Below are 23627 nucleotides of genomic sequence, written 5' to 3'. Positions count from 1 at the left end.
TCGACGCGAGAGCCAAGATTCTTCACATTACGGCAATGTCCGCACTGCATGTGTGATCTATGCCACAGTCGGCGATTCAAATGAGGAAAAATCGGCCGAGACTCGATAAACGGTATCATAGTAGTGATAACTCTCGCGGACAGGCACCACCCGGCGCGACCATACCAAGGCTTTATCGGCAAGCCAGCACCGTCACGAAGTCCGCCACGGCGCAGGCTCCCGGCACACCGCTCCCGACCCGCTTGGGCAAACGGATTCCCCTTACGAAACAAGGGCGATGACCGGGGTACACCGGGGTAGATTCGGTTCCAAAAGATACCAAACCTAAAGGCTTTCCCACGTAGATTTTCGCCGAATTTCACCAATGGCGGGACCATGGGCAGCGCTGCGTCGTCACTTCCCGGCCCGATCGCGGGCGCATCGGAAAGCGGCCGTCCCAGGCTCACGGCCGAGCGCCTGGCGCGCCGGGCCAGGCAGCGCCGCCAGATCCAGTCGATGATCGCAGCCTGCTTCGTGCTCGATGCCGTCGTGCTGCTGATCTACGCGCATGCCGGCACCACGTCCGTCTGGGTGGCGGCGGGCTACGCGCTGACCGGCCTCTGTTTGGTCGTTGTCTATGTGGTGCTCTCCGAGCGCGGCTTTCACGAGCGCTTCCGCGACCATTATCTGGTCGCGCCGCAATCGGCGATCAACATGGTGAACCTGCTGGTGTTCACCTACATCGCGCCGGAAGTCGGCGTGCTGTTCCTCTGCAACCTGTTCGTGGTGTTCGGCTTCGGCGCGCTGCGCACCTCGGCGCGGCAGACCGCGATCGTCTGGACCGTCATGGTGCTGGGCCTCGCCGCACTGTTCCTCGGCACCGACAAGGCGATCGGGATGCCGACCGCGACCCGGATCGATCGCCTCGCCACCATGCTGGTGTTCGCGCTGACGATCGGGCGCTGCATGTGCCTCGGCATCTTCTCCAGCTCGATGCAGCAATCGCTGTATCAGAGCGGATTGAAGCTGAAGGAGGCCTACCGGCGCATCGAGGAGCTCGCGGAGCTCGATGAACTGACCGGCGCCTCCAATCGCCGCAGCATCATGCGCACGCTCGAGGAGGAGATCGCCCGCTGCGCCCGCAACGGCAGCTCCTGCGCGGTTGCGCTGATCGACCTCGACCATTTCAAGCGCATCAACGACGTCTACGGCCATCCGATCGGCGACGAGGCGCTGCGCACCTTCGCCATCGGCATGTTCGCCAACCTTCGCAGCGTCGATCGCTTCGGCCGTTACGGCGGCGAGGAATTTTTGCTGGTGCTGCCCGACCTGTCGCAGGATCAGGCGATCCGCGCGCTCGAGCGGCTGCGCGCGATCATCGCCGATCTCGACTGGAGCGCTTTCTCGCCCGGCATGCGGGTGACGATCTCCGCAGGCGTCACAACCCTCAAGCCGCGCGAAAACTCCGATACGTTGCTCGCGCGCGCCGATGGCGCGCTTTACGCAGCCAAGGCCAGGGGACGCAACCGCATCGCCAGCGCCTGAGACCCTTCATTCCCTCTTCGGCGCCGGAGAAGCCGTCGCCACTGCTCCAGGACAGAGTCATGAGTTTGAAGCCCGAGACCGCCCCCGAAAGTCTGCTCGACGAGCTTCAGACGACGCTCGCGCACGGCACCGTCGCACGCCGCGTCGAGACGCTGCGCCGCGTGACCGACCTCTTCATCAACGGCTCGGTGAACTATTCCAACGAGCAGATCGTGCTGTTCGACGACGTTTTCCAATGCCTGCTCGAGCACATCGAAAACTCGGCCAAGGCGCTGCTCGCCAACCGCCTCGCCCCGATCGACACCGCGCCGCCGCAGACCATCCGCACCCTTGCCTTCGACGACCTGATCGAGGTCGCGGGCCCCGTGCTGACGCTGTCGCCGCGGCTCGACGACGACACCCTGATCGAAACGGCGCGCAGCAAGAGCCAGGCGCATCTGCTCGCGATCTCGAACCGCAAGACGCTGAGCGGCGCCGTCACCGACGTGCTGGTGCTGCGCGGCAATGACGAGGTGATCCAGAGCGCGGTCAACAATCCCGGCGCGGAGTTCACCGAGCGCGGCTTCACCCGCCTGGTCAGCCGCGCCGAGGGCGACGACAATCTGTCGACCTGCGTGGGCCTGCGCCCGAACATCCCGCGGCATCTCTATCTCAAGCTGGTCGCCAAGGCCTCGGACGCGGTCAGGCAGCGGCTCGAGGCTGCCAATCCGCAGCAGGCCAAGGAGATTCCGATCGCGGTGAAGGAAGCGACGCGACGCGCGCGCTCGGCACCGGCCGCCGTGACGCCGGACACCGCGATCGCGCACGCCCTGGTCAAGTCGCTCTACCAGGACGGCCGGCTCGACGAGTTCCAGCTCGCAGCCTTCGCCGAGGCCGGCAAGTTCGACGAGACCAATGCCTCGCTGGCCGCGCTCGCCAACGTCTCGGTCAGCGTCGCCGAGAACATGATGATCGAAACCCGCGCCGAGGGCGTCATGATCCTCGCCAAGGTTTCGGGCCTGTCATGGTCGACGGTGCGGGCGATCATCAACCTGCGCGACGACATCTCGGGCGGCGAGCCGACCGATCTGCAGGCCTGCAAGGACACCTATGAACGACTGCGGCCGTCGACCGCGCAGCAGGTGCTGCGCTTCCATCGCATGCAGCAGTCCGCGCCCGCGGCCTAGTATCTCTGCCGTAGCCCAGGTGAAGCGCAGCGCAATCCAGGCTACGACGTTCTCTTCCCCTTCCCCCTGAAAGGGGGAAGGTCGGGATGGGGGTCAGCCGCAGGCGACGCTGCTCTTGGCGAGAGCTGATCCCCACCCGCTTTGCTCTGACGAGCAAAGCGACCTCCCCTTTTCAAGGGGAGGTTAGGGCTCAGCCGGATTTCGCTCCATCCGGACTATGATTGCTCAATATCGCAACGCCCTCGTTCCCATCAGCGCGCCGACGCTCGCGACGATCGCGGTCGCCAGCGTGTACCAGGTGGCGACGAACAGCGGCGAGTCATCGGTGCAGTGCGACGCATAGACGGTCGCCGCGAGCCCTGCCGAGAGCAAGCCGGCTATCGCACCGGCGACCGCCGGCCGCGCCGGCGCGCCCTGCCGCAGCCCGTACAGCGCGCCGACCAGCAGCGGCAGCGACATCGCGGGGATCGCGGTCATGCAGGCCATCGAATTCTTGCCGATCAGCCGTGTCATCATCGGCGTACGCTGCGGCATCATCATCTCACCACTGATCGCGGCGACGAGGATGCCGGCGGGAATCAGCAGCCACCAGCCGAAGCCGCGCAGCGAAGCCTCCGGCCGCGTCAGATGCAGACTGACCGCGATCGCCGAAGCGGCGAGCGCCAACGTCACCGCGAACTTCAGGTCGAAGAACGGATTGTGCATGGCGGTCATCACGTCGGGCCGCACGCCGAGTTCGGCGAAGAAAATCAGGAGCGAGACCGGCGCCGCCGCCAGCAGTGCCAGCATCAGCGCAAGACCGATCGGACGCGCGCGATAGGCATTGTCGGCGGCCAGGGTTCGAATGAGTTGATCGGTGTCCATGCTCATCGATCCCGTAATTTCGCAGTGAGGCTCGCAAGCCCGCGATGCAGCGCGACCCGCACCGCGCCCTCGCTCATCGAGAATTTCGCCGCGGTGTCCTTGATCGAGGCGCTGTCGACCGCGATCGATTGCAGCACCTCCCGCTGCCGCGCGGGCAACGCCTGCAGCTGGGCGCTCACCTCGCCCGGCGAGGCCGTCGGTTCCGGTGTTTCCCCAGGCAGGGTCTCGGCGAAATCATCGATGTTGACGAAGATCCGCTTGCCGCGGCGGCGCAGCGCGTCGATCAGCTTGTTGCGCGCGATCGCGAACAGCCACGGCGCGAACGCCGCGCTCGTATCCCAGGTCTGTCGCTTCAAATGCACCGCCAACAAGATGTCCTGCACGATGTCCTCGGATTGATCGACCGGCTGTCCCGCGCGCGCCAGGCCGCGGCGCGCCGCGGCACGGAGTACCGGCGTGATGGCCTTGAGCAGGCGATGGTACGCCGCGTCATCGCCTGAAATGGCCGACCGCATCAGGTCGGTCCATTCATCCTCACGTTCGCGCACGCAGGCTCCTGAATTGCAATTCGGCCGATCTTTCAGTTCGTTACGCGGCACGCCAGACGATCACGAATTCGTGACCTCCATCCTCCGGCAAGAACGCGCCGAGGATCGGCCTCAAAAAATCGCACCGGCGGGTTTCCAGCCGTCACGGCTCATAACACCGATCGGTCCGGCAAGCATCGGTGCTGCTGCTCGCCCGATCGACCACTAGGACGAAATTGCCCAGCTTTTGCCCCCGGATGCCCGAAGATTCCCTTTTTCTGCCCCGGTGTGGACACGCAGCGGGGTCTCTTTTCGCCCTTGGGCGGGCGACATGGGGAGATCATCAAAATGAAGATCAAAGCCGGCGGGCGCTTGGCATTGATGGTTGCGACGGGACTGACAGGGCTTTTCGTGGGTCTCGCCGGTCCGCTGCCGGCACATGCGGCCGGTTCGGACTCATCAGCATCGAAATCCGACAGCGCAACGACCGACAAGTCCGCGCAACAGAGCCCCCGGCATAGCCGGCGCCATGCGCGCCGCCAGTCCTCCAAAACGGCCGATAAATCCGAGAGCAAGAAGGCCACCGGTAGCGACGCCGGCAGCGTCACCTCGGCAGGCATTCCCGCCACGGTCGCTAACGCCAATGCGGAGCTGACCTCCGGCGACGACAATGCGGCGGCGACGCCGGTGAAAGCCAATGCGTTGATTGCCGCGGCCGACAAGCCCGCGGACCAGTCCGACGGTAATGTGGTCGCATCCGACCAGCTCAACGACGTCGACCGCGCCCTGCAGCAGGAGCAACCGGCGGAACAGCCGCAGCCGGCCCAGCCGCAGACCGTCCAGCAGGAGGCACCGCCTGCGCCGCCGCCGACGGTCGCCGTGGCAGCATCCAAGCCGGCCCCGGTTCTGGCGAGCAGCGACAGCGCGAGCTGGGACCAGACCTCGCTGATCGGGAAGATCTTCATCGGCTTCGGCGCCCTGCTCACGGTGGCCTCCGCCGCGCGCATGTTCATGGCCTAGCGGAGGCACCTGCGGTGCGGCGCGGGGGCGCCGCACCGCAGCCCAAAGCCTCGTTTCAGCCACTTGAAGCGCATCCCGTCAGCGGGCACATTGCCCGGCAAATCAGGCACGGGGTTTGCGTCCATGGCTACGTTCGAATTCATCATTGTCGAAAGCAAGGGACCGGTGGGCGTCATCACGCTGAACCGGCCGAAAATGCTGAATGCGCTCTCGTTCGGCGTGTTCCGCGAGATCGCCGCGGCGGTCGACGATCTCGAGGCCGACGACAAGATCGGCTGCATCCTGATCACCGGCAGCGAGAAGGCCTTCGCGGCCGGCGCCGACATCAAGGAGATGCAGCCGAAAGGCTTCATCGACATGTTCAACAGCGACTTCACCGCCATCGGCGGCGACCGCGTCGCCCGTTGCCGCAAGCCGACCATTGCCGCGGTCGCGGGCTATGCGCTCGGCGGCGGCTGCGAGCTCGCGATGATGTGCGACATCATCATCGCCGCCGACACCGCCAAGTTCGGCCAGCCGGAAATCACCCTCGGCACCATTCCCGGCATCGGCGGCACGCAGCGCCTGACCCGCGCGATCGGCAAGTCGAAGGCGATGGATCTCTGCCTGACCGGGCGGATGATGGATGCGGCGGAAGCCGAGCGCTCGGGCCTCGTGTCGCGGATCGTGCCCGCCGACAAGCTGCTCGAGGAGGCGCTCGCGGCGGCCGAGAAGATCGCCTCGATGTCGCGTCCGGCGGTCGCGATGGCCAAGGAAGCCGTCAACCGCGCGTTCGAGACGCCGCTCGCGGAAGGCATGAATGTCGAGCGCAACCTGTTCCACTCGACCTTCGCGCTGGAGGATCGCTCCGAGGGCATGGCGGCGTTCATCGAGAAGCGCAAGCCGGTCAACAAGAACCGCTAAAGCATGATCCGGAAAAGTGCGAAGCGGTTTTCCGGACAAGATCTCATGCGCAGACAACAGGCTAAAGCGCGATGGTCTCATCGCGCTTTAGCCCATCCGGCTCCGTTGCAAGGCCGCGGTGACGAGCGCGCGATAGGCGCGCTCGGCGAAATGCGTCGGCTTGTCGAGACCGAGCCGCGCCAGGCATTCGCGGTCGGCGGCATCGGGCGGATGCCGCATGCCCTGCCACAGCAGGCCGGCGAGTTGCAGCGGCGTGCGCGGCGCCTGCTGCAAGATCTGCAAGGCCGGAATCAGCCGCTGCTCGACATCGGTGAAGTCGCTGCCGAACGGGAATGACGGCAGCAGTCCGGCGTCGCGCGCGGGCCTCAGCGCAGCACCGATGCGCTCGGGATAATTTTCGCGATGCGCCGCGGGAATCTCATAGCTGCGCGGCAGCTTGCCGGCGTCCTTGGCCTGCCGCATCAATTCGCCCTGGAAGCGGGAGTCCGACACCTGCAGCATCGCGGCGATCACGTCGGCATCGGATTTCCCCCTGACGTCGGCGACGCCATATTCCGTGACAAAGACATCGCGCAGATGCCGAGGGATGGTCTCATGTCCATAGAACCAGCGGATGTTCGACTGCGCCTGCCTGCCGGACTGACGGGTCGCCTCCAGCGCCAGCACCGAACGTGCGCCCTCGAGCGCGAATGCCTGCGCCACAAAATTATACTGGCCGCCGACCCCGCTCACGACCTGGCCGTTCTCGAGACCGTCCGAGATCGCAGCGCCGAGCAGCGTCGCCATCATCGCGTTGTTGACGAAGCGCGCATCGACCCGGGCGCGACGCTTGCCGTCCTCGTCGCCGAAGATCTCGTTGGTGAAGGAAACCGGCATCATCTGGATTCGCGCCAGCTGCTCCGGTGCCATCTCGCGCAGCGCCCGGTAGAATGATGGCGGGCCCAGGAAGAATGCGCCGTGCAGGATCACGCCCTCAACGTCGCGCTTGAGGATGCCGGCATCGATCAGTCCGAGGAACGCCTCGAACAGCATCTCGCTGACGCCGTAGAGACCCTTTTCGAACGAGCCGGTCTCGGCCGCGGCGAGTTGCCCGGTACCGGGCGCAAGGCGCTGCATGATGCCGCGGAATTGGGCGTTGTCGCGATGGCGGACCACGAGCCCCTGCGCCAGCGCGTCGCCGACCTGCCCGATGCCGATCTGCAGCGTGCCGCCGTCGCGCACCAGACCAGCGGCGTGCAAGCCGATCGCATATTTGGTGTCGCTGATCGGCTCGGACGGCGGCGCGAATAGCGGAAAATCGGTCTCGGGACTGTCGAGCACCGCGGCGAATTCATCCGCCGGCAGGTCGCCGGCGCCGGGCATGAACGGCAGCTCGGAATTGACCTGGCCGATCAGCTTGAACGACGCCCGCCCCTGCGCACGGGCGCGCAGCACGTCGAGCGTGGTGTCGGTGTTGCAGCTCAGGCTGTAGCGCGGCGCGCCGTCGACCACGCGCTTGGCTACGAGCTGAGGCACGACATTCAGTCCGCGCGACAACAGGTATGACGCCGCATGGGTGTAGTTGGCGGAAATGTAATGCTGTTGCGCGAATGGCTGGTGCAGCCACTGCCCCGCGAGGAAGAAGAACTCGATCACCTTGATGTTGGGCGGGAGCGCGCCGTGATGCAGCGCATCCGCATAGGCGAGATCCGGATAGCCGCCGAACAGGCGATCGATCACCGGTCCGATGAAGCGCCGTTCGAGCAGGCTCTTCGGCTTCGGCTTTTCCAGCGTCAGCGCGGAGAACAGCGTCAGGTTGATGGAGCGGTCGGCCACTGCTCGCGCATACAGCGCGTTGACGATGTGGTTGGCCTTGCCGAGGCCGAGCGGCAGCCCGACCACCAGTTCGGTTCCGACGTCACGAATGATGTGCTCCGCGATCGCCTCGGGGTCGGAGAAGAATATCGGCATCAGCAATGGACCCGGACGAGACGGTGGATAACCGGCATCGTTGAATCGACGGCCGGCGGTTCAAACTTATACTTCATATGACCGATACAAGCGCCTGTGACGAACCGGCAACAGACAAGAACTGAAATGATGTGCAGATGTCGCGCGGCGGTTTGTCTGTGGCGGCACCGCCCCGTAAACAGGTAGATGTGTCGGCGGCGTCGGCGGGGGCGGACTGCCGGGGTTTTTGGTTTGCGGGATCACATGGTTGAGCGTGCCGCGAGGGTCGGCGATGTTGCGAGGCGCGTGCTTTTGTCGGGCATCGGCCTTGGCGTGCTGGCATGCGCGCTGCTGACGGAGACTGCGGCCCGCGCCGAGAGCCTGCCGGAAGCCCTGGTCAAGGCGTATCAGACCAATCCGCAACTCAATGCCGAGCGGGCGCGCCAGCGGGCGACCGACGAGAACGTGCCGCAGGCGCTGGCCGGCTACCGTCCCCAAATCATCGCCGGCCTGTCGGTCGGCCTGCAGGCGGTGCGCGACCAGCTGCCCGGCAATGTGATCCAGACCGCAACGCTGAAGCCGTGGCAGATCGGCGTCACGGTGACGCAGACCCTGTTCAACGGCTTCAAGACCGCCAACAGCGTCCGCGTCGCCGAGTTGCAGGTGCAGTCCGGCCGCGAGGCGCTGCGCAATGTCGGCCAGGGCTTGCTGCTCGACGCCGTCACCGTCTACACCAATGTGCTGGCCAACCAGACCCTGGTCGAGGCGCAGCGCGCCAACGTCGCCTTCCTGAAGGAGACCCGGGCAATCACCGAACGGCGTCTCAATGCCGGCGACGTGACGCCGACCGATACCGCCCAGGCCGAGGCGCGGCTCAACCGCGGCCTCGCCGACCTCAACGCCGCCGAGGTCAATTTCGCGGTCAGCCAGGCCACCTATGCACAGGTGGTCGGCAATGCGCCATCCCAGTTGCGTCCGGCCGAGACCATCGACCGGCTGTTGCCGCGCAGCCGCGAGGATGCGATCGCGCTCTCGCTCCGCGAGCATCCCGCCGTCACCGCGGCAGGCTTCGACGTCGACGTCGCCTCGACCTCGATCCGCGTCGCCGAGAGCAGCCTGATGCCGAATGTCTCGGTGCAGGGCAGCGTCAGCCGCAGCCGCGACACCGACACCACGCTCGGCAGCTTCGGCACCGATCAAGCCTCGGTGATCGGTCAGGTCACGCAGCCGATCTATGACGGCGGCACCGCCGCATCGCAGACCCGGCAGGCCAAGGAAGTCGCGGCGCAGAGCCGGCTGGTGCTGGATCGAGTCCGCAATCAGGCCAAGACCGCCGTGGTCAGCGCGTGGGTCGCCAATGAGGGCGCCAAGATCGCGGTGTCGGCCTCGGAGTCCGAGATGAAGGCCGCGGAAGTTGCGCTCGCCGGCGTGCAGAAGGAAGCCGCGGGCGGCCAGCGCACCACGGTCGATGTGCTCAACGCGCAGCAGGATTTGATCACGGCGCGGGCACGGCTGATCGGTGCGCAGCGCGACCGCGTGATCGCCTCCTACACGCTGCTCAGCGCGACCGGACGGCTCGACGTCAAGACGCTCAACCTGAAGACGCCGGACTATCTGCCCGAGGTGCATTACCATCAGGTGCGCGACGCCTGGCACGGCCTGCGCACGCCATCGGGACAATAGGCGTTGTGGAACCGTTCGCTCCGCGAACTGGCCCTTCCCGCCCGCTCTCTCCGCCGATAACCTCCGCCCCCGCCGGCAACCCATAATGCCGGCGCGCGCATGGCGCGCATAACAGCCGAGCACGCAGGGAGACGTCCAATGCTGACGCGACGCGATATGATGCTGGCTTCCATCGCAGCCGGAGTGACCATGACCAGCAGCAACGCATTTTCCAAGGCAGCGCAACCATCGACCGCGGTGAACTTCGACGTGCCTGCAGGGGCGTGCGACTGCCACACCCACATCCATGGCGCCCCCGAGAAATTCCCGTTCTTCGCCGGCCGCGTCTACACTCCGGAACCGGCCTCGCCGGAGGAGATGAGCGCGCTGCACAAGGCGCTGCATGTCGAGCGCGTGGTGATCGTGACGCCGAGCGTCTACGGCCCCGACAATTCGTCGACCCTGTTCGGCATCACGGCCCGCGGGCCGACCGCGCGCGGCGTCGCCGTGATCGACGACAAGACCAGCGAGAGCGATCTCGATGCCATGAACAAGGCCGGCTTCCGCGGCATTCGCCTCAACCTCGCGACCGGCGGCGTCAACGATCCGAATGTCGGCCGGCAGCGCTTCTCGGCCGCGATCGAGCGGATGAAGGCGCGCGGCTGGCATGTGCAGCTGTTCACCAGCCTCGCCATGATCTCCGCGATCAAGGACCTCGTCGCCACAGCGCCGGTGCCGGTCGTGTTCGACCATTTCGGCGGCGCCGAGGCCGCGCTCGGCACGGGCCAGCCGGGATTTGCCGACCTGCTCGCGCTGGTCAAGTCCGGCAAGGCCTATGTCAAGATTTCCGGCGCCTACCGCGCCTCCAAGCTCGCGCCCGATTATGCCGACGCCACGCCGCTGGCGCAGGCGCTGATCGCGGCCAATGCCGAGCGCATCGTCTGGGGCACCGACTGGCCGCACCCGGATTCGGTGACGCCGCAAGGCAGGAAGGTCACCGACGTGACGCCGCTGTTTCAGATCGACGACGGCCGCCTGCTGAACCAGCTTCCGGTCTGGGCGCCGGATGCCGCGATCCGCAAGGCGATCCTGGTCGACAACCCGGCACGGCTCTACGGCTTCACCTGATTCCTTCTGAGCTAGCGCTCGCGCGGCCGGCGCGAGAAATAGAAGATCAGCACCGGCAGCGTGATCAGGATCACCAGCGGCGCCAGCATCATGCCGGTGACGACGACGATGGCGAGCGGCTTCTGCACCTGCGAGCCGATGCCTTCCGAAATCGCCGCCGGCAACAGGCCGACGCCTGCCACCACGCAGGTCATCAGCACCGGACGCAACTGCAGCTCGCCGGTGCGGATCACCGCGCGCATCCGGTCATAGCCTTCGTCGATCAGCTGGTTGAACTGCGACAGGATGATGATGCCGTCCATCACGGCGATGCCGAACAGCGCGATGAAGCCGATCGCCGCCGAGACGCTGAACGGAATCCCCGAGATCAGAAGCCCGAGCACGCCGCCGAAGATCGCCATCGGGATCACGCTCATCGCGAGCATGGTGTCGACCATCGAGCCGAAATTGAAGAACAGCAGCACCGCGATCAGCGCGAGGCTGATCGGCACCACGATCGACAGCCGCCTGATCGCATCCTGCAGATTGCCGAATTCGCCGACCCACTCGACACGCGATCCCGGCGGCAGCTGCACCTGCTCGTCGATCTTCTGCTGCGCCTCCCGGATCGCGCTGCCGAGGTCGCGCTCGCGCACCGAGAACTTGATCGGCAAATAACGTTCCTGCTGTTCGCGGTAGATATAGGCCGCGCCGGAGATCAGGTTGATCGAGGCCACTTCAGAGAGCGGGATCTGCGTGATGCCGCCATTGGCGTTGGCCACCCCGATCCGCAAATTCTGGATCGCCTCCGCGCTCTTGCGGTATTCCGGCGCAAGGCGGACGATGATCGGGAAGTGCCGGTCGCTGCCGGGTTCGTAGAGGTCGCCGGCGCTATCGCCACCGACCGCAACCCGGATCGTGGCGTTGATGTCGCCCGGCGACAGGCCATAGCGCGCGGCACGGGCGCGATCGACGTCGATCTGGATGGTCGGCTGGCCGAGCGAGGTGAACACCGCAAGGTCGGTGACGCCTTGCACGGTCGACAACACCGACTTGATCTTGTTGGCGGTGTCGGTCAGCGCCTGCAGATCATTGCCGTAGAGCTTGATCGAGTTCTCGCCCTTCACGCCGGACACCGCTTCCGACACGTTGTCCTGCAGATATTGCGAAAAATTGAATTCGACGCCCGGGAATCTCTCCTGCAACTGCGCCAGCAATTGCGCGGTCAGCACTTCCTTGTCGTGGGTGGTGGGCCATTCGCTGGCCGGCTTCAGCGGTGCGAAGAACTCGGCGTTGAACAGGCCGGCCGCGTCGGTGCCGTCGTCGGGACGGCCGTGCTGCGACACCACCGACAGCACCTCGGGACGGCTGCGGATCAGCTTGCGCATCTCGTTGACGTAGGCATTGCCTTCCTGCAGCGAGATCGTCGGCGGCAGCGTGGCGCGGATCCACAGATTGCCCTCCTCGAGCTTGGGCAGGAATTCGAGGCCGAGGAAGCGCGCGAAGATGATGGTCATGACCACGAGGCCGGCCGCACCGGTCATCACCATCCTGCGGTTGGCGATCGCCCAGTTCAGCACCGGCACGTAGATCCCGTCGAGCTTCTTGACGATCCAGGTCTCGGTCTCGTGGATGTGCGCCGGCAGGATGATCGCGCTCAGCGCCGGCGTCACCGTGAAGGTCGCAAGCAGACCGCCGGCAAGCGCATAGGCATAGGTGCGCGCCATCGGGCCGAAGATGTTGCCCTCGACACCGGATAGCGTGAACAGCGGCAGGAACGCCGCGATGATGATCGCCGCGGCAAAGAAGATCGAACGCGACACATCGGCCCCCGCCGACAGGATGGCGTGGCTCTTCATCCCCATCACCGTGTCCTCGGAGATGTGGCTTCGCTCGTCTTCCGACAGCGCGGTGGTCTGCGACAGCCGGCGGAAGATCGCCTCCACCATGATCACGGTGGCATCGACGATCAGGCCGAAATCGATCGCGCCGACCGACAGCAGATTGGCGGATTCGCCGCGCAGCACCAGGATGATCACGGCGAAGAACAGCGCGAACGGGATCGTGGCACCAACGATCAGCGCGCTGCGGAGGTCGCCGAGGAAGATCCACTGCAACAGCACGATCAGGAGGATGCCGACCACCATGTTGTGCAGCACGGTGTGGGTGGTGAGCTCGATCAGGTCCTTGCGGTCGTAGATCCGCTCGATCTTCACGCCGGGCGGTAGAATCGAGGAATGGTTGATGTCGTGGACCAGCTGCTCGACGCGGGAGATCGTCGGCGAGCTCTGCTCGCCGCGGCGCATCAGCACGATGCCCTGCACGATGTCGTCGTCATTGTCGAGGCCGGCGATGCCGAGCCGCGGCTTCTCGCCGATCGTGACATGGGCGATGTCGCGCACCAGCACCGGATTGCCGCCGGACTGCGAGACCATGGTGTTGGCGAGGTCGTCGATCGATCGGATCAGGCCGACGCCGCGCACCACGGCCGATTGCGAGCCGATGTTCACGGTGTTGCCGCCGACATTGATGTTGGCGTTGGACACCGCCTGCAGCACCTGCGGCAGCGTCAGGCCGTTGGCGACCAGCTTGTTGAAGTCGACCTGGATCTCGTAGGTCTTGGTCTTGCCGCCCCAGCCGGTGACGTCGATCACGCCGGGCACCGCGCGGAAGCGGCGCTGCAGCACCCAGTCCTGCAGCGTCTTGAGGTCGAGCACGCTGTAGTTCGGCGGTCCCTTCAGGCGGTAGCGGAAGATTTCGCCGATCGGGCTCAGCGGCGAGATGCCGGGCAGCACGTTGCCCGGCAGTGGCGCGAGCTGCGACAGGCGGTTGAGCACTTGTTGCAGCGCTTCGTCATAGGTATAGTCGAAGGAGAACTGCAGCTTGACGTCGGAGAGGCCGTACAGCGAGATGGTACGGATGGTCTTGAGGTTCTTGATGCCGGCGACCTGGGTCTCGATCGGGATCGTGATGTAGCGCTCGATCTCCTCGGCCGAGAGGCCAGGGCTTTGCGTCACGATGTCGACCATCGGCGGGGTCGGATCGGGATAGGCCTCGATGTTGAGCTGCCTGAACGCGAGCAGGCCGCCGATGAAGACGGCCACGAACATGGCCACCATCAAGTAGCGGCGATTGACGGCAAGGGCGACGAGGCGATCCATTCAGATCGGCGCTTTCAACTGGAAGGGACTTTTCTTATTGAGCGTGATCTCCGCGCAAACGCGTTGCGCGTTTGTCGCGAGGGAAAACCGCTTCCCACGTTTCCGGATCATGCGCTTAGGTGCCTGATGCGGCGCGGTCGATGAAGAGGCTTCCCTTCGTCACGATCTGCTCGCCCGGCTTGAGGTTGCCGGCGACCTCGACGAGGTCGCCATTGATGAGGCCGGGCTTGATCTGGCGCAGTTCGATGGTCTTGTCGTCGGGCCTCGCGACCCAGACCCGAACCTGGTCGCCCTCGTAGATCAGCGCCTGCTTCGGCACGCCGACCGCCGGATGATCGCCCTTCGAATACAGCGTCACATTGGCGAACATCTCGGGCTTCAGCCGCTTGTCGGCGTTGTCGATGGTGGCGCGGACCAGGAGGCGGCGCGAGGTCGCGTCGATCGCCGCGGCGACATAGTTGACCCGGGCGTTCAGCACCTTGCCCGGCAGCGCCATCACGCTGAAGGTGAGGTCCTGCCCGACCGCGACGCTGTCGGCGTCGGATTCGCGGACAAAGGCGATCAGCCAGACCGTCGACAGATCGCCGATCACGTAGACCGGGTCGCTGGCGCCGGTCGAGACATACTGGCCCGGACCGGCCTTGCGCTGGACCACGGTGCCGCCGATCGGCGCGAACACCGTCGTCTCCGGATTGAGGCGGCCCTTCTGCCGCAGCGTCGTGATGTCGTCGTCGCTGAAGCCGAGGATGCGCAGCTTGTTCTGCGCCGCTTCCAAAAGCGTCTGCGCCGAGCGCGCATCGTTCTGCGCTTGCACCAGCGCCGCCTGCGCCTGCTGATAATCCTTCAGCGGGATTGCCTTGCCCTCGGACAGATCCTTGGCGCGCTTCTCCTGGATCTGCGCCAGGTCGAGCGCCGACTGCGCCTTGTTGAGGCCGGTCATCGCCGCGACGTAATCGTTCTGCGCCTGCACGGTGTCGGCCGCCTCGATCACGAACAGCGGCTGGCCTTTCACCACGGCATCGCCCGGCCGCACCATGAGGCGGGTGACGCGCCCGGTATAGGGCGAGTAGACCGGGGTGGAGCGGTCCTCATCGATGCCGATCTTGCCCTCGGTCACCAGCTCGGAGCGGAAGGTGCGCTCGCTCACGGTCTGGAAGGTCAGGCTGGCCCACTCGGCCGCCGACGGGGCATAGCGCGCGCCGCCCTTGCGGGACTGGCTGGAGACTTCCGAAGATGTCTGCTTTTCCGTGCCGAAACGCGTGTAGCCATAGGCACCCGCGCAGGCAGCCGCCAGCAGCGCCGCGGCCACGACCAGGCGCGGGCGGCTAAAGCTCTGCATTCTCTTGGTAAACTCTTTCACCATGCGGTCCGCGGGGTCGATCGTTGCAGCGTCCGGCGGGACAGCCCCAGCGGTGCGCTAATAGTGCTGAATTGGCGTTTCAAACAACCTAAAAATCGCCCTTCGGCGATGCCAGTCGTTAAAGTTTGGATAGCCTGAACGGCAGCTGAATGTCTCATCCGGGAAACTCCGGGGGAGGAAACTCCGGAGGGTGGCTGCCGAGCGGCATGGCCGGACGGGACCAATGGGCCGGGGTCCGTGACAGCACCGCCGCGTGGCGGACGGAGCTCAGCGTGCCGAAACCGGACGGCAGCCGTTCGATGAAGGGTTGCACCGCATCCGCCTTCAGGTCCTCGGTCGCAAGGCCTCCCTCGAGGCGGCCGAGATCCCACAGCCAGCGCCCGGTCTGAGCCAGCGATACCTGGACGTGCCAGCTGCCGCCCTCGCGGGCCTGACGGGCCTTCGCCATCATGGCACCGAACGCCATGAAATATCCGGTCGCGTGGTCGAGCATCTGGGCCGGCAATTCCTTCGGCCCATCCGTGCCCGCCGCCTGTCCTTCGGCATGATTGAAGCCGGTCGTGGTCTGCACCAGCGAGTCGAAGCCGCGGCGTCCGGCCCATGGTCCGGCATGGCCGTAGGCCGACAGCGTCACATAGACGATCCCGGGATTGATCCGCGCCGCTTCCTCCGGCGAGAAGCCGAGTCGCGCAATCGCCTGCGGACGATAGCCCTGCGAGAGAATATCGGCCTGCGCCACGAGACCCTGCATCACGCCCCGCCCCTGCTCGCTCCGCAGTTCGAGGAAGCTCGTGAGCTTGCCACGGCCGGTGTCGATGGTGAGCCAGGGGATCGCCGGCAGATCGGGACCGGAGATCAGCAGCACGTCGGCACCATGCGCCGCAAGCGTGCGGCCGGCGACGGGACCGGCGATCACGCGCGACAGATCGAGGACACGGATGCCGGCCAGCGGCCGGTTGCCGGCGGGCCACGGCTTCGGCGCGGCCTCGCCGATCTTCTCGATCGAGATCAGCGGCAGTTTTGCCAGTTCTTTGGCATGAGGCGTCGCCGACCACTCGTCGTGCGAGCGCATCAAGGCGACGACGCCGCCGGCGGCGTAGGCCGCGGTCTCGAACGCCTCGCCGTCCCATTGCAGCAGCGCGGCCTGGACCTCGTCACGCTCGGCGTTGCAGCCCAGCACCTTGCAGACGGCATCGCGATGATGCGGGAAATTGGTGTGCAGGCGGACGAAGCGGTTGTCCTTGACACGATAGACGCCGGCGATCTTGTCCCAGGCTGGCGGCGGCGGCTTGTCGTCGACGCGCAAATAGCGCTCGCTGCGGCATTCGACGACGGCATGACGGATGTCGACCGCGACCTCTTGCTGCTCGCCGCTGCGGGCCTTCCAGATCTCGGCCGCCGCGAGGCCGGCTGCTGCGATCGGCGCCTGCGCTGCCGCCGCGACCCGAAACGACGACGGCAGCTGCGGCTCACTGCCGGTCAATGTGACCGCATCGAGCGCGGCCGGCGCGCCGCCGGCGCCGGTCCAGACATCGGAAAGGATTTCACGAATGTCCTGCATGCGCATACCCGTTTGCGATTATTCTATGCCCGAGCATGATGACAAAAAGGCGGTGCCCGATCCCAACCGTCATTTCCAGCCCTGCCTATATCTAGCTCTGCCCGACCCACACAGGAGTTGCAATGGCTGCCATCGATCCCCTCACCGCCGGCGGTGTCTTCCTCGCGACCGCAGCGACCGACGCGGTCTATGTCATGTTCACCTCGGCGGTCGTGGCACGCAAGCGCGTGCCGGCGGCGACCTGGAGCAGCGTCTGGTATGTGCTCTCCTCCTATGCGGTGATCAGCTACACCGAAAACTGGCTCTACGTCGCCTTCGCCGCCCTCGGCTCGTGGGTCGGCGCCTATGCATCGATCACCTTCCTGCACCGCCCGCCCGGCGGACCGCCGGTCGGCGCCGCGGTGGAGTAGCATGCAGCGGCTGAGGAAGTCATCCGTCATCGATGTGACATGGGGCCCGTCCGACAGGGACCGGTTGTAAGCTGCGTGTCAGCATTCGCGTGTAGGCTATGCGTTCGCATTCTCGCGACATAAGTCGTTGAACTGATTGGATGGACAATGGCGCGTTCGCGCCGCATCCACCATCCCGCTTGCTGTTTCGAGACGGCCGCTGCGCGGCCTCCTCAGCATGACGGTGATAGACACGGGCTGACGATCTCTAGTGCGCAATTGCGCACGGGGGGCCAGGACGACGGCGGTGGATGGTCCTCGATTCATGATGACAAACACGCGGGTGTCATCACATGCGAATGCGAAAGCGGGCGATCCAGTATTCCAGAGACGGTCGTGCTTGAGCCGAGAGGGCGTCCTCCGCTGTCGTCCCTGCGAAAGCAGGGACCCATACTCCGTGGCGGTTGTTGTGGAGGGGACTCGTCGTTGCAGCACTGCTCAACATGACCATCGGTGGTTATGGGTCCCTGCTTTCGCAGGGACGACACCGAATGTATGGCGGCTTCTGAGTCAAATGAGTCAAACTTCCGCATTCTCGCGACATGATCTGTCCGAGCTTTGCTCTTCGTTCCGCCCTCTCCGTTAGCAGAGGGCGCAGGGAAAGCCGGGTGCCGATCGCACCCATGGGCCCCGTGCAAAAAGGTAGAAAGCACGGGGGTAGGACCACAGGTGTAACCGGAGCAATCCGGCTTTCCCTGCGCGATGGCTTACGGCTTATACGTGCTCTCCCCGGCGAGACTGGGCTTTTTTGTCACCGTCTTCGCAACGCGCGTCGCGCTATGCGAAAAGACACCTGCCGCTAGGGCGTCAGGCCTGCACGATTTCGCCGTCCGCGTCATGCGCACTCGTCAGTTGCGCAATCCGCGTCCACCGCATCTCGACCCACGTTCGTGACGACCGCGAAGCGCCCCTCGTGTCGGGTGAGACAGGCATATTGAGCATCTGAGTTGGGTCTGCCGTCAAGTCAAATTCCGAAAAGCCGAATAAGTAGGATGGGATTGTTTCGTTTCGATCGCGATAACGCGGATAGAGGATACCGTCATCCTGAGGTGCGAGCTCTTGCGAGCCTCGAAGGATGCACGGCCACATTCGGGCCGTCGACCCTTCGAGACGGCCGCTCCGCGGCCTCCTCAGGGTGACGGTGAGAGAGCCGTCGCACGCGGTTCAATGGAAATCGCGGGACGGCGGCAGGATGCGGACGTTGCGCGGGTGGCGGATCTTTTGCGGCGAGTTGTCGCCGTGATCGCGACGGTCGTCGTTGAGCGGCTCGATCAGCGCGGGGCCCGCCGGCACCGGATGCTTGCGGCTCAAGGATTCGTTGGCGAGGCCGATCAGATCGTGGGAGCGATCGGTCATGCGCTGCGCCACCAGATGCGTCACGCCCTCCGGGCTGCTCTGGATATAGCCCTCGACCAGGATCAGGCGCGCGCCCATCACCTCCTTGCGGTACTGCTCCATCACCTTCGGCCACACCACGATGTTGGCGATGCCGGTCTCGTCTTCCAGCGTCATGAACACGACGCCCTTGGCGCTGCCTGGCCGCTGCCGCACCAGCACGACGCCGGCACAGCGGACGCGGCGACGGTCATTGCTCTGGTTGATGGTGTGACAGGCGACGACGCGCTCCTTCGTGAAGGTGTCGCGCAAAAACTCCATCGGATGGCCCTTCAGCGACAGGCGGATGGTCTGATAGTCGGCGACCACCTGCTCCGGACGCGGCATCTCCGGCAGCGGCTTGGCGCCCTCATCCGGCTGCTCGCGCGCGGTGGCGGCCTCGAACAGCGGCAGCGGCACGTCGTCGGGCAACCGCCGCACCGCCCACAGCGCCTCGCGGCGGTCGAGCCCGAGCGAGCGGAACGCGTCGGCGTCAGCGAGCAGGATCAACGCGCGCTTGGGCAGGCCGGTGTCGCGGGCGAAATCTTCCAGCGAGGTGAAGGGCCGGCGGTTGCGCGCGGCGACGATGCGGTCGGCCCAGTCGAGTTCTCCGTCCAAGGCCGCTCGGGAGGTGGGAGGGTTCCCTCCCCCCTTGCGGGGTCCGAGGCGAGCGAAGCTCGCTCTCGAGGTTAGGGAAAGGGGTAAGCCGCACGGGCGGTGGTCGTGGCTTACCCCTCTCTCCAACTCTCCCCCGCAAGGGGGGAGAGAGCCCATCCGTTCGTGCCTTCCTGACTCATGCACATCTGCGTTTCGCGCGCCCACGATGCGCAATTGCTTATCGGAGAATGACGACTGTAACTGCTTCAACCGCTCCTCATCCTCATCCAGCCAGTGAAATCCGTCGATCTGGCGGAAGCCGAGCCGCACCGCGCAGTATTTCCCGTCGCGCTCCTCCAGCGTGTTCTGCGCAAAACTAAAGGAGACATCGACCTCGCGCACCGTGACGCCGTTCTTGCGGGCGTCGCCGACGATCTGGGCCGGGGCATAGAAGCCCATCGGCTGCGAGTTGAGCAGGCCGCAGCAGAACGCATCGGGATGATGGTGTTTCAGCCACGAGGAGATGTAGACGAGCTGGGCGAAACTCGCGGCATGGCTTTCCGGAAAGCCGTAGGAGCCGAAACCCTTGATCTGGTCGAAGCAGCTGCGGGCGAAGTCCGGATCGTAGCCGCGCGCCACCATGTTGCCGACCAGCTTCTCCTCATAGCTGCCGATGGTGCCGAGATTGCGGAAGGTCGCCATCGAGCGGCGCAGGCCGTTGGCTTCCTCGGAGGTGAAATGGGCCGCCTCGATCGCGATCCGCATCGCCTGCTCCTGGAACAGCGGCACGCCGAGCGTCTTGTGCAAGACCTTGTAGAGTTCGTCCGGTGGGCCGTGCTCGGGCGATGGCGCAGGATAGCTTTCCTTCTCCTGCTTGTTCCGCCGCCTCAAATAAGGATGCACCATGTCGCCCTGGATCGGACCGGGGCGCACGATCGCGACCTCGATGACGAGATCGTAGAAGGTGCGCGGCTTCAGCCGCGGCAGCATATTCATTTGCGCCCGGCTCTCGACCTGGAACACGCCGAGCGACTCGCCGCGACACAGCATGTCGTAGACTTCTTCTTCGTCCTGCGGGACCGAGGCGAGCTCCCAGTGCTCGCCCTTGTGGTCGGCGATCAGGTCGAAGCATTTGCGGATGCAGGTCAGCATGCCGAGCGCCAGCACGTCGACCTTCATCATGCTAAGGGCGTCGACGTCGTCCTTGTCCCATTCGATGAAGGTGCGGTCGTCCATCGCGGCGTTGCCGATCGGCACATAGGTGTCGAGCCGGTCCTGGGTCAGCACATAGCCGCCGACATGCTGCGAGAGATGGCGCGGAAACTCGATCAGCTCGGTGGCGAGCTCGACTGCGAGGTTGATCATCGCATTTTTGGGATCGAGCCCGGCCTGGCGCACCTGCATGTCGTTGAGGCCCTTGCCCCAGCTGCCCCACACGGTGTCGGCGAGCGCCGCGGTGACATCCTCGGTCAGCCCGAGCGCCTTGCCGACATCACGGATCGCGCTGCGCGGGCGATAATGGATCACGGTGGCGATGATCGCGGCACGGTGGCGGCCGTAGCGGCGGTAGACATATTGCATCACCTCCTCGCGCCGCGAATGCTCGAAATCGACGTCGATGTCGGGCGGCTCCAGCCGCTCCTTGGAGATGAAGCGCTCGAACAACAGATCGACCTTGGTCGGATCGACCGAGGTGACGCCGAGCACGAAGCAGACCGCGGAATTCGCCGCCGAGCCGCGTCCCTGGCACAGGATGTTCTGGCTGCGCGCATAGTGCACGATGTCGTGCACGGTGAGGAAGTAATGCGCGTATTTCAGCTCGGCGATCAGCGCGAGCTCCTTGTTCAGGGTGGTACGAAGCTTTTCGTCGATCTCGCCGCCGAAATATTTGTCGACACCGGCCCAGGTCAGATCTTCCAGATGCTGCTGCGCGGTCTTGCCCGGCGGCACCGGCTCGTCGGGATACTGATATTTGAGCTGGTCGAGCGAGAAAGAGATGCGCGCGGCAAAGCGCATGGTTTCCGCGATCGCGTCCGGCAGATCGCGAAACAACCTGATCATTTCATGCGCCGGCTTGAGATGCCGCTCGGCATTGGCCTCGAGCCTGCGGCCGACAGCCTCGATCGTGGTCTTTTCGCGGATGCAGGTCAGCACGTCCTGCAGCGGGCGGCGCGCCGGATGGTGATAGAGCACCTCATTGGTGGCGAGCAGCGGCACATCGGCATCAGTGGCGAGGCCATGCAGCCGCGCGAGGCGGCGCCTGTCGTCGCCACGATAGAGCAAGCTTGCGGCGAGCCAGACGCCGTCGGCGGCGCTTGCCTTCAGTTGCGCAAGGATATCGAGCGCAACAGGCGCCTCGAAGCGATGCGGCAGCGCCAGCACCAAAAGCTGGCCTTCGGCGAAGTCGATGAGATCGGACAGGGTAAGCCGGCAGTCGCCCTTCTCGATGCGCTCGATGCCGCCGCCGCGCTTGCCGCGGGTCAAGAGCTGGCACAGCCGGCCATAGGCGGCGCGATCGCGCGGATAGACCAGGATGTCGGGCGTAGAGTCGATGAAGACGATGCGGGCGCCGATCAAGAGCTTTGGCGGATGGGCGACCTTCTCACTGTCGAGCTCCTTCCAGGCGCGCACCACGCCGGCCAGCGTGTTGTGATCGGCGAGTCCGATCACGGGAATCCCGAGTTCGCTCGCCTGATGCACATAGGCGCGCGGATCGGAACCGCCGCGCAGGAAGGAGAAATTGCTGGTGATGCCGATCTCGGCATAGTCGGGTGGAGGTGCGCTCATGCGAACAGCCCGTGCACATACCAGCTGGCCGGGACGGGCTTACCCTCCTCGTCCCGCAGCTCGCTCTCGTAGAGGCCGTCGCGAAAGATCCAGAAGCGCTGGCCCTCGGCGTCCTCGACGCGGAAGTAGTCGCGCGTCAGCGATGCGCCGTCCTGCTTCCACCATTCCATCGCGATGCGCTCGGGGCCCTCGACCCGCACCACGTCGTGCTGCGCGCGCCGCCAGGTGAATTGATGCGGCGGACCGTCGGGCACGGTCGCGAACGGCACCTTGATCGGTTCGGGCCGCTCGAACAGCCTGAGCGGACGCAGCGGCGGTTCGCCTGCAACCCGTTCCGGCCAGGCGGCGGCGCCCGCCGCGGCCAGATGATGCTGCGCCGGCAGCGCCAGCGCCGATCGTTCGGGGATGTGGCTCTCCAGCGGCAGATGCACGACGACGCGTTTTCCGCCGATGCGGGCGGCGATGCGGTCGATCAGCGCCGAGAGCTCGTCATTGTCGTGTATGGTGGCGTCGAGATCGCGCTGCTGCTGCACCACGATCTCGGTACGCCCTGCGGCGAGGCGAATGAGATCGAAGCCGAAGCCGGGATCGAGCGGATCACTCAGCGCATCGAGCCGCTCGCGGAACAGGCGGTCGATCATCTCGGGCCGCGTCACCGGACGCCCGGTCTCGACCATGATCGCCGCGACCTTGCCGTCGGTGCGGAAGAAGCTCGCTTCCAGCTGCCGCGCGCCCTTGCCCTGCTTGTCCATCGCCGCAACCAGCATCCTGGCGAGGCTCGAGAGCGTCAGCGCGATCACGGTGTCGGTCGCGACCGGCTCGGGGAAACGCTTCTCGACGATGTAGTCGGGCAGCGGCTTGCGCGGGCTGATCGGGGCATCGCCCTGCCCGAGCGCGTGGCTGAGCAAGGTGGTGAAGGCCGCACCGAACCGCGCCGAGATCTCATGCGGCGCGCGCGAGGCGACATCGCCGATGGTCTTCAGGCCGGCACGGCGCAGGCCGGTGGTGACAGTGGCATCGGCACCGAGCGCCGACACCGGCAGCGGGCCGACCGCCGCCGCCTCCTCGCCATCGGCGACGATCTTGCCCGAGGCAATGCGCGTCAGCGTACGCGCCGCGATCGAGGTGCCGGCAATCGCCGCGCTGACGGCAAAGCCGCGCCGGCTCAGCGCCCCCGTCACGATCTGCAGCAGCGCGCGCTCGCCGCCGAACAGATGCGCGCAGCCGGTGATGTCGAGAAACAGACCGTAAGGCAGATCGAGCGCCACCAGCGGTGTGAAGCGGTCGCACCAGTCGGCGATGTCGTTCAGCGTCTTCAGATCGGCGGCGGGATCGGCGTCATAGACGGTGAGCTCGGGGCAGATCGCCCGCGCATTGGCGAGCGGCAGCCCGATCGACAGCCCGGCGCGCACCGCGGCCTCGTCGATCGCGTGCAGCAGGATGGCGTTGTGGTCTTTTGCGACGACAACGCTGGGGAGTTCTTGCACCGTTGTCGTTTGTGAAAAAAGTCGGTGGTCTTTCTTCGCCTCTCCCGCTTGCGGGGGAGGCCGGATCGCATCGTGAGATGCGATCCGGGTGGGGGCTCTCTCCTCAGCGGGACTCGTGGCGAGACCCTTTCTCTTAGACACAACGTGCG

15 protein-coding genes are annotated in these 23627 nt (G+C 65.6%); 7 read left to right on the top strand and 8 right to left on the bottom strand.

What is annotated here, in order from left to right; all coding sequences use genetic code 11:
* Window positions 1-375 precede the first annotated feature (375 nt).
* Together AC1VNY_RS29965 and AC1VNY_RS29960 are read left to right on the top strand one after the other, a co-directional pair.
* Window positions 376-1524 carry a GGDEF domain-containing protein gene (locus AC1VNY_RS29965; protein WP_482407890.1) on the top strand — a complete coding sequence of 383 codons (1149 nt, stop codon included), beginning with the start codon at window positions 376-378 and terminating at the stop codon, window positions 1522-1524.
* A 59-nt stretch (window positions 1525-1583) separates the two neighbouring features.
* The gene (locus AC1VNY_RS29960; protein ID WP_212055335.1) at window positions 1584-2690 is read left to right on the top strand and encodes a DUF2336 domain-containing protein; all 1107 of its coding nucleotides are present in this window, start codon (window positions 1584-1586) and stop codon (window positions 2688-2690) included.
* A 225-nt stretch (window positions 2691-2915) separates the two neighbouring features.
* Here the strand turns inward: AC1VNY_RS29960 and AC1VNY_RS29955 are convergent, their stop codons facing one another.
* Both AC1VNY_RS29955 and AC1VNY_RS29950 read right to left on the bottom strand, forming a co-directional pair.
* Window positions 2916-3554 carry an NrsF family protein gene (locus AC1VNY_RS29955; RefSeq protein WP_411781054.1) on the bottom strand — a complete coding sequence of 213 codons (639 nt, stop codon included), beginning with the start codon at window positions 3552-3554 and terminating at the stop codon, window positions 2916-2918.
* A 2-nt stretch (window positions 3555-3556) separates the two neighbouring features.
* Window positions 3557-4102: a sigma-70 family RNA polymerase sigma factor gene (locus AC1VNY_RS29950; RefSeq protein ID WP_038387163.1), complete on the bottom strand. Its 546-nt coding sequence runs from the start codon at window positions 4100-4102 to the stop codon at window positions 3557-3559.
* 327 nt (window positions 4103-4429) lie between these two features.
* Between AC1VNY_RS29950 and AC1VNY_RS29945 the strand changes: the two genes are divergently transcribed.
* Both AC1VNY_RS29945 and AC1VNY_RS29940 read left to right on the top strand, forming a co-directional pair.
* Window positions 4430-5101, top strand: a complete 672-nt coding sequence (locus AC1VNY_RS29945; protein WP_482407889.1) for a hypothetical protein — start codon at window positions 4430-4432, stop codon at window positions 5099-5101.
* A gap of 123 nt (window positions 5102-5224) precedes the next feature.
* On the top strand, window positions 5225-6004 hold the full coding sequence (locus AC1VNY_RS29940; protein WP_016843234.1) for an enoyl-CoA hydratase: 780 nt from the start codon (window positions 5225-5227) through the stop codon (window positions 6002-6004).
* An 87-nt stretch (window positions 6005-6091) separates the two neighbouring features.
* Here the strand turns inward: AC1VNY_RS29940 and AC1VNY_RS29935 are convergent, their stop codons facing one another.
* Complete coding sequence (locus tag AC1VNY_RS29935; protein ID WP_482407888.1) at window positions 6092-7954, bottom strand: acetyl-CoA hydrolase/transferase C-terminal domain-containing protein; 1863 nt, start codon at window positions 7952-7954, stop codon at window positions 6092-6094.
* A gap of 243 nt (window positions 7955-8197) precedes the next feature.
* On the opposite strand from AC1VNY_RS29935, the gene AC1VNY_RS29930 reads away from it, so the two are divergent.
* Together AC1VNY_RS29930 and AC1VNY_RS29925 are read left to right on the top strand one after the other, a co-directional pair.
* Window positions 8198-9616 (top strand): TolC family outer membrane protein, encoded by a 1419-nt coding sequence (locus AC1VNY_RS29930; RefSeq protein ID WP_482407887.1) that lies wholly within the window; start codon window positions 8198-8200, stop codon window positions 9614-9616.
* A 138-nt stretch (window positions 9617-9754) separates the two neighbouring features.
* Window positions 9755-10723, top strand: a complete 969-nt coding sequence (locus tag AC1VNY_RS29925; protein WP_482407886.1) for an amidohydrolase family protein — start codon at window positions 9755-9757, stop codon at window positions 10721-10723.
* 11 nt (window positions 10724-10734) lie between these two features.
* On the opposite strand, the gene AC1VNY_RS29920 is transcribed toward AC1VNY_RS29925, so the two are convergent.
* The 3 genes from AC1VNY_RS29920 to AC1VNY_RS29910 form a co-directional block, all read right to left on the bottom strand.
* A complete protein-coding gene (locus AC1VNY_RS29920) occupies window positions 10735-13863 on the bottom strand; it encodes an efflux RND transporter permease subunit (RefSeq protein ID WP_482407885.1) in 3129 nt (1042 codons plus the stop codon).
* Between the two features lie 115 nt (window positions 13864-13978).
* Complete coding sequence (locus tag AC1VNY_RS29915) at window positions 13979-15226, bottom strand: efflux RND transporter periplasmic adaptor subunit (RefSeq protein WP_482407884.1); 1248 nt, start codon at window positions 15224-15226, stop codon at window positions 13979-13981.
* Between the two features lie 151 nt (window positions 15227-15377).
* A complete protein-coding gene (locus AC1VNY_RS29910; RefSeq protein WP_482407883.1) occupies window positions 15378-16784 on the bottom strand; it encodes a CoA transferase in 1407 nt (468 codons plus the stop codon).
* Between the two features lie 122 nt (window positions 16785-16906).
* Between AC1VNY_RS29910 and AC1VNY_RS29905 the strand changes: the two genes are divergently transcribed.
* Window positions 16907-17194, top strand: coding sequence for a hypothetical protein (locus AC1VNY_RS29905; RefSeq protein ID WP_028345379.1), 288 nt, complete (start codon window positions 16907-16909; stop codon window positions 17192-17194).
* 1203 nt (window positions 17195-18397) lie between these two features.
* Here the strand turns inward: AC1VNY_RS29905 and AC1VNY_RS29900 are convergent.
* Entirely contained in the window at window positions 18398-21991 is a 3594-nt protein-coding gene (locus tag AC1VNY_RS29900; protein WP_482407882.1) for an error-prone DNA polymerase, read from the bottom strand.
* Entirely contained in the window at window positions 21988-23478 is a 1491-nt protein-coding gene (locus tag AC1VNY_RS29895) for a Y-family DNA polymerase (protein ID WP_482407881.1), read from the bottom strand. Before AC1VNY_RS29895 ends, AC1VNY_RS29900 begins: the two co-directional genes overlap by 4 nt.
* Window positions 23479-23627 lie beyond the last annotated feature (149 nt).

It is taken from the genome of Bradyrhizobium ferriligni (assembly GCF_056837965.1).
This window is presented reverse-complemented; position numbering and strand designations above follow the sequence as displayed.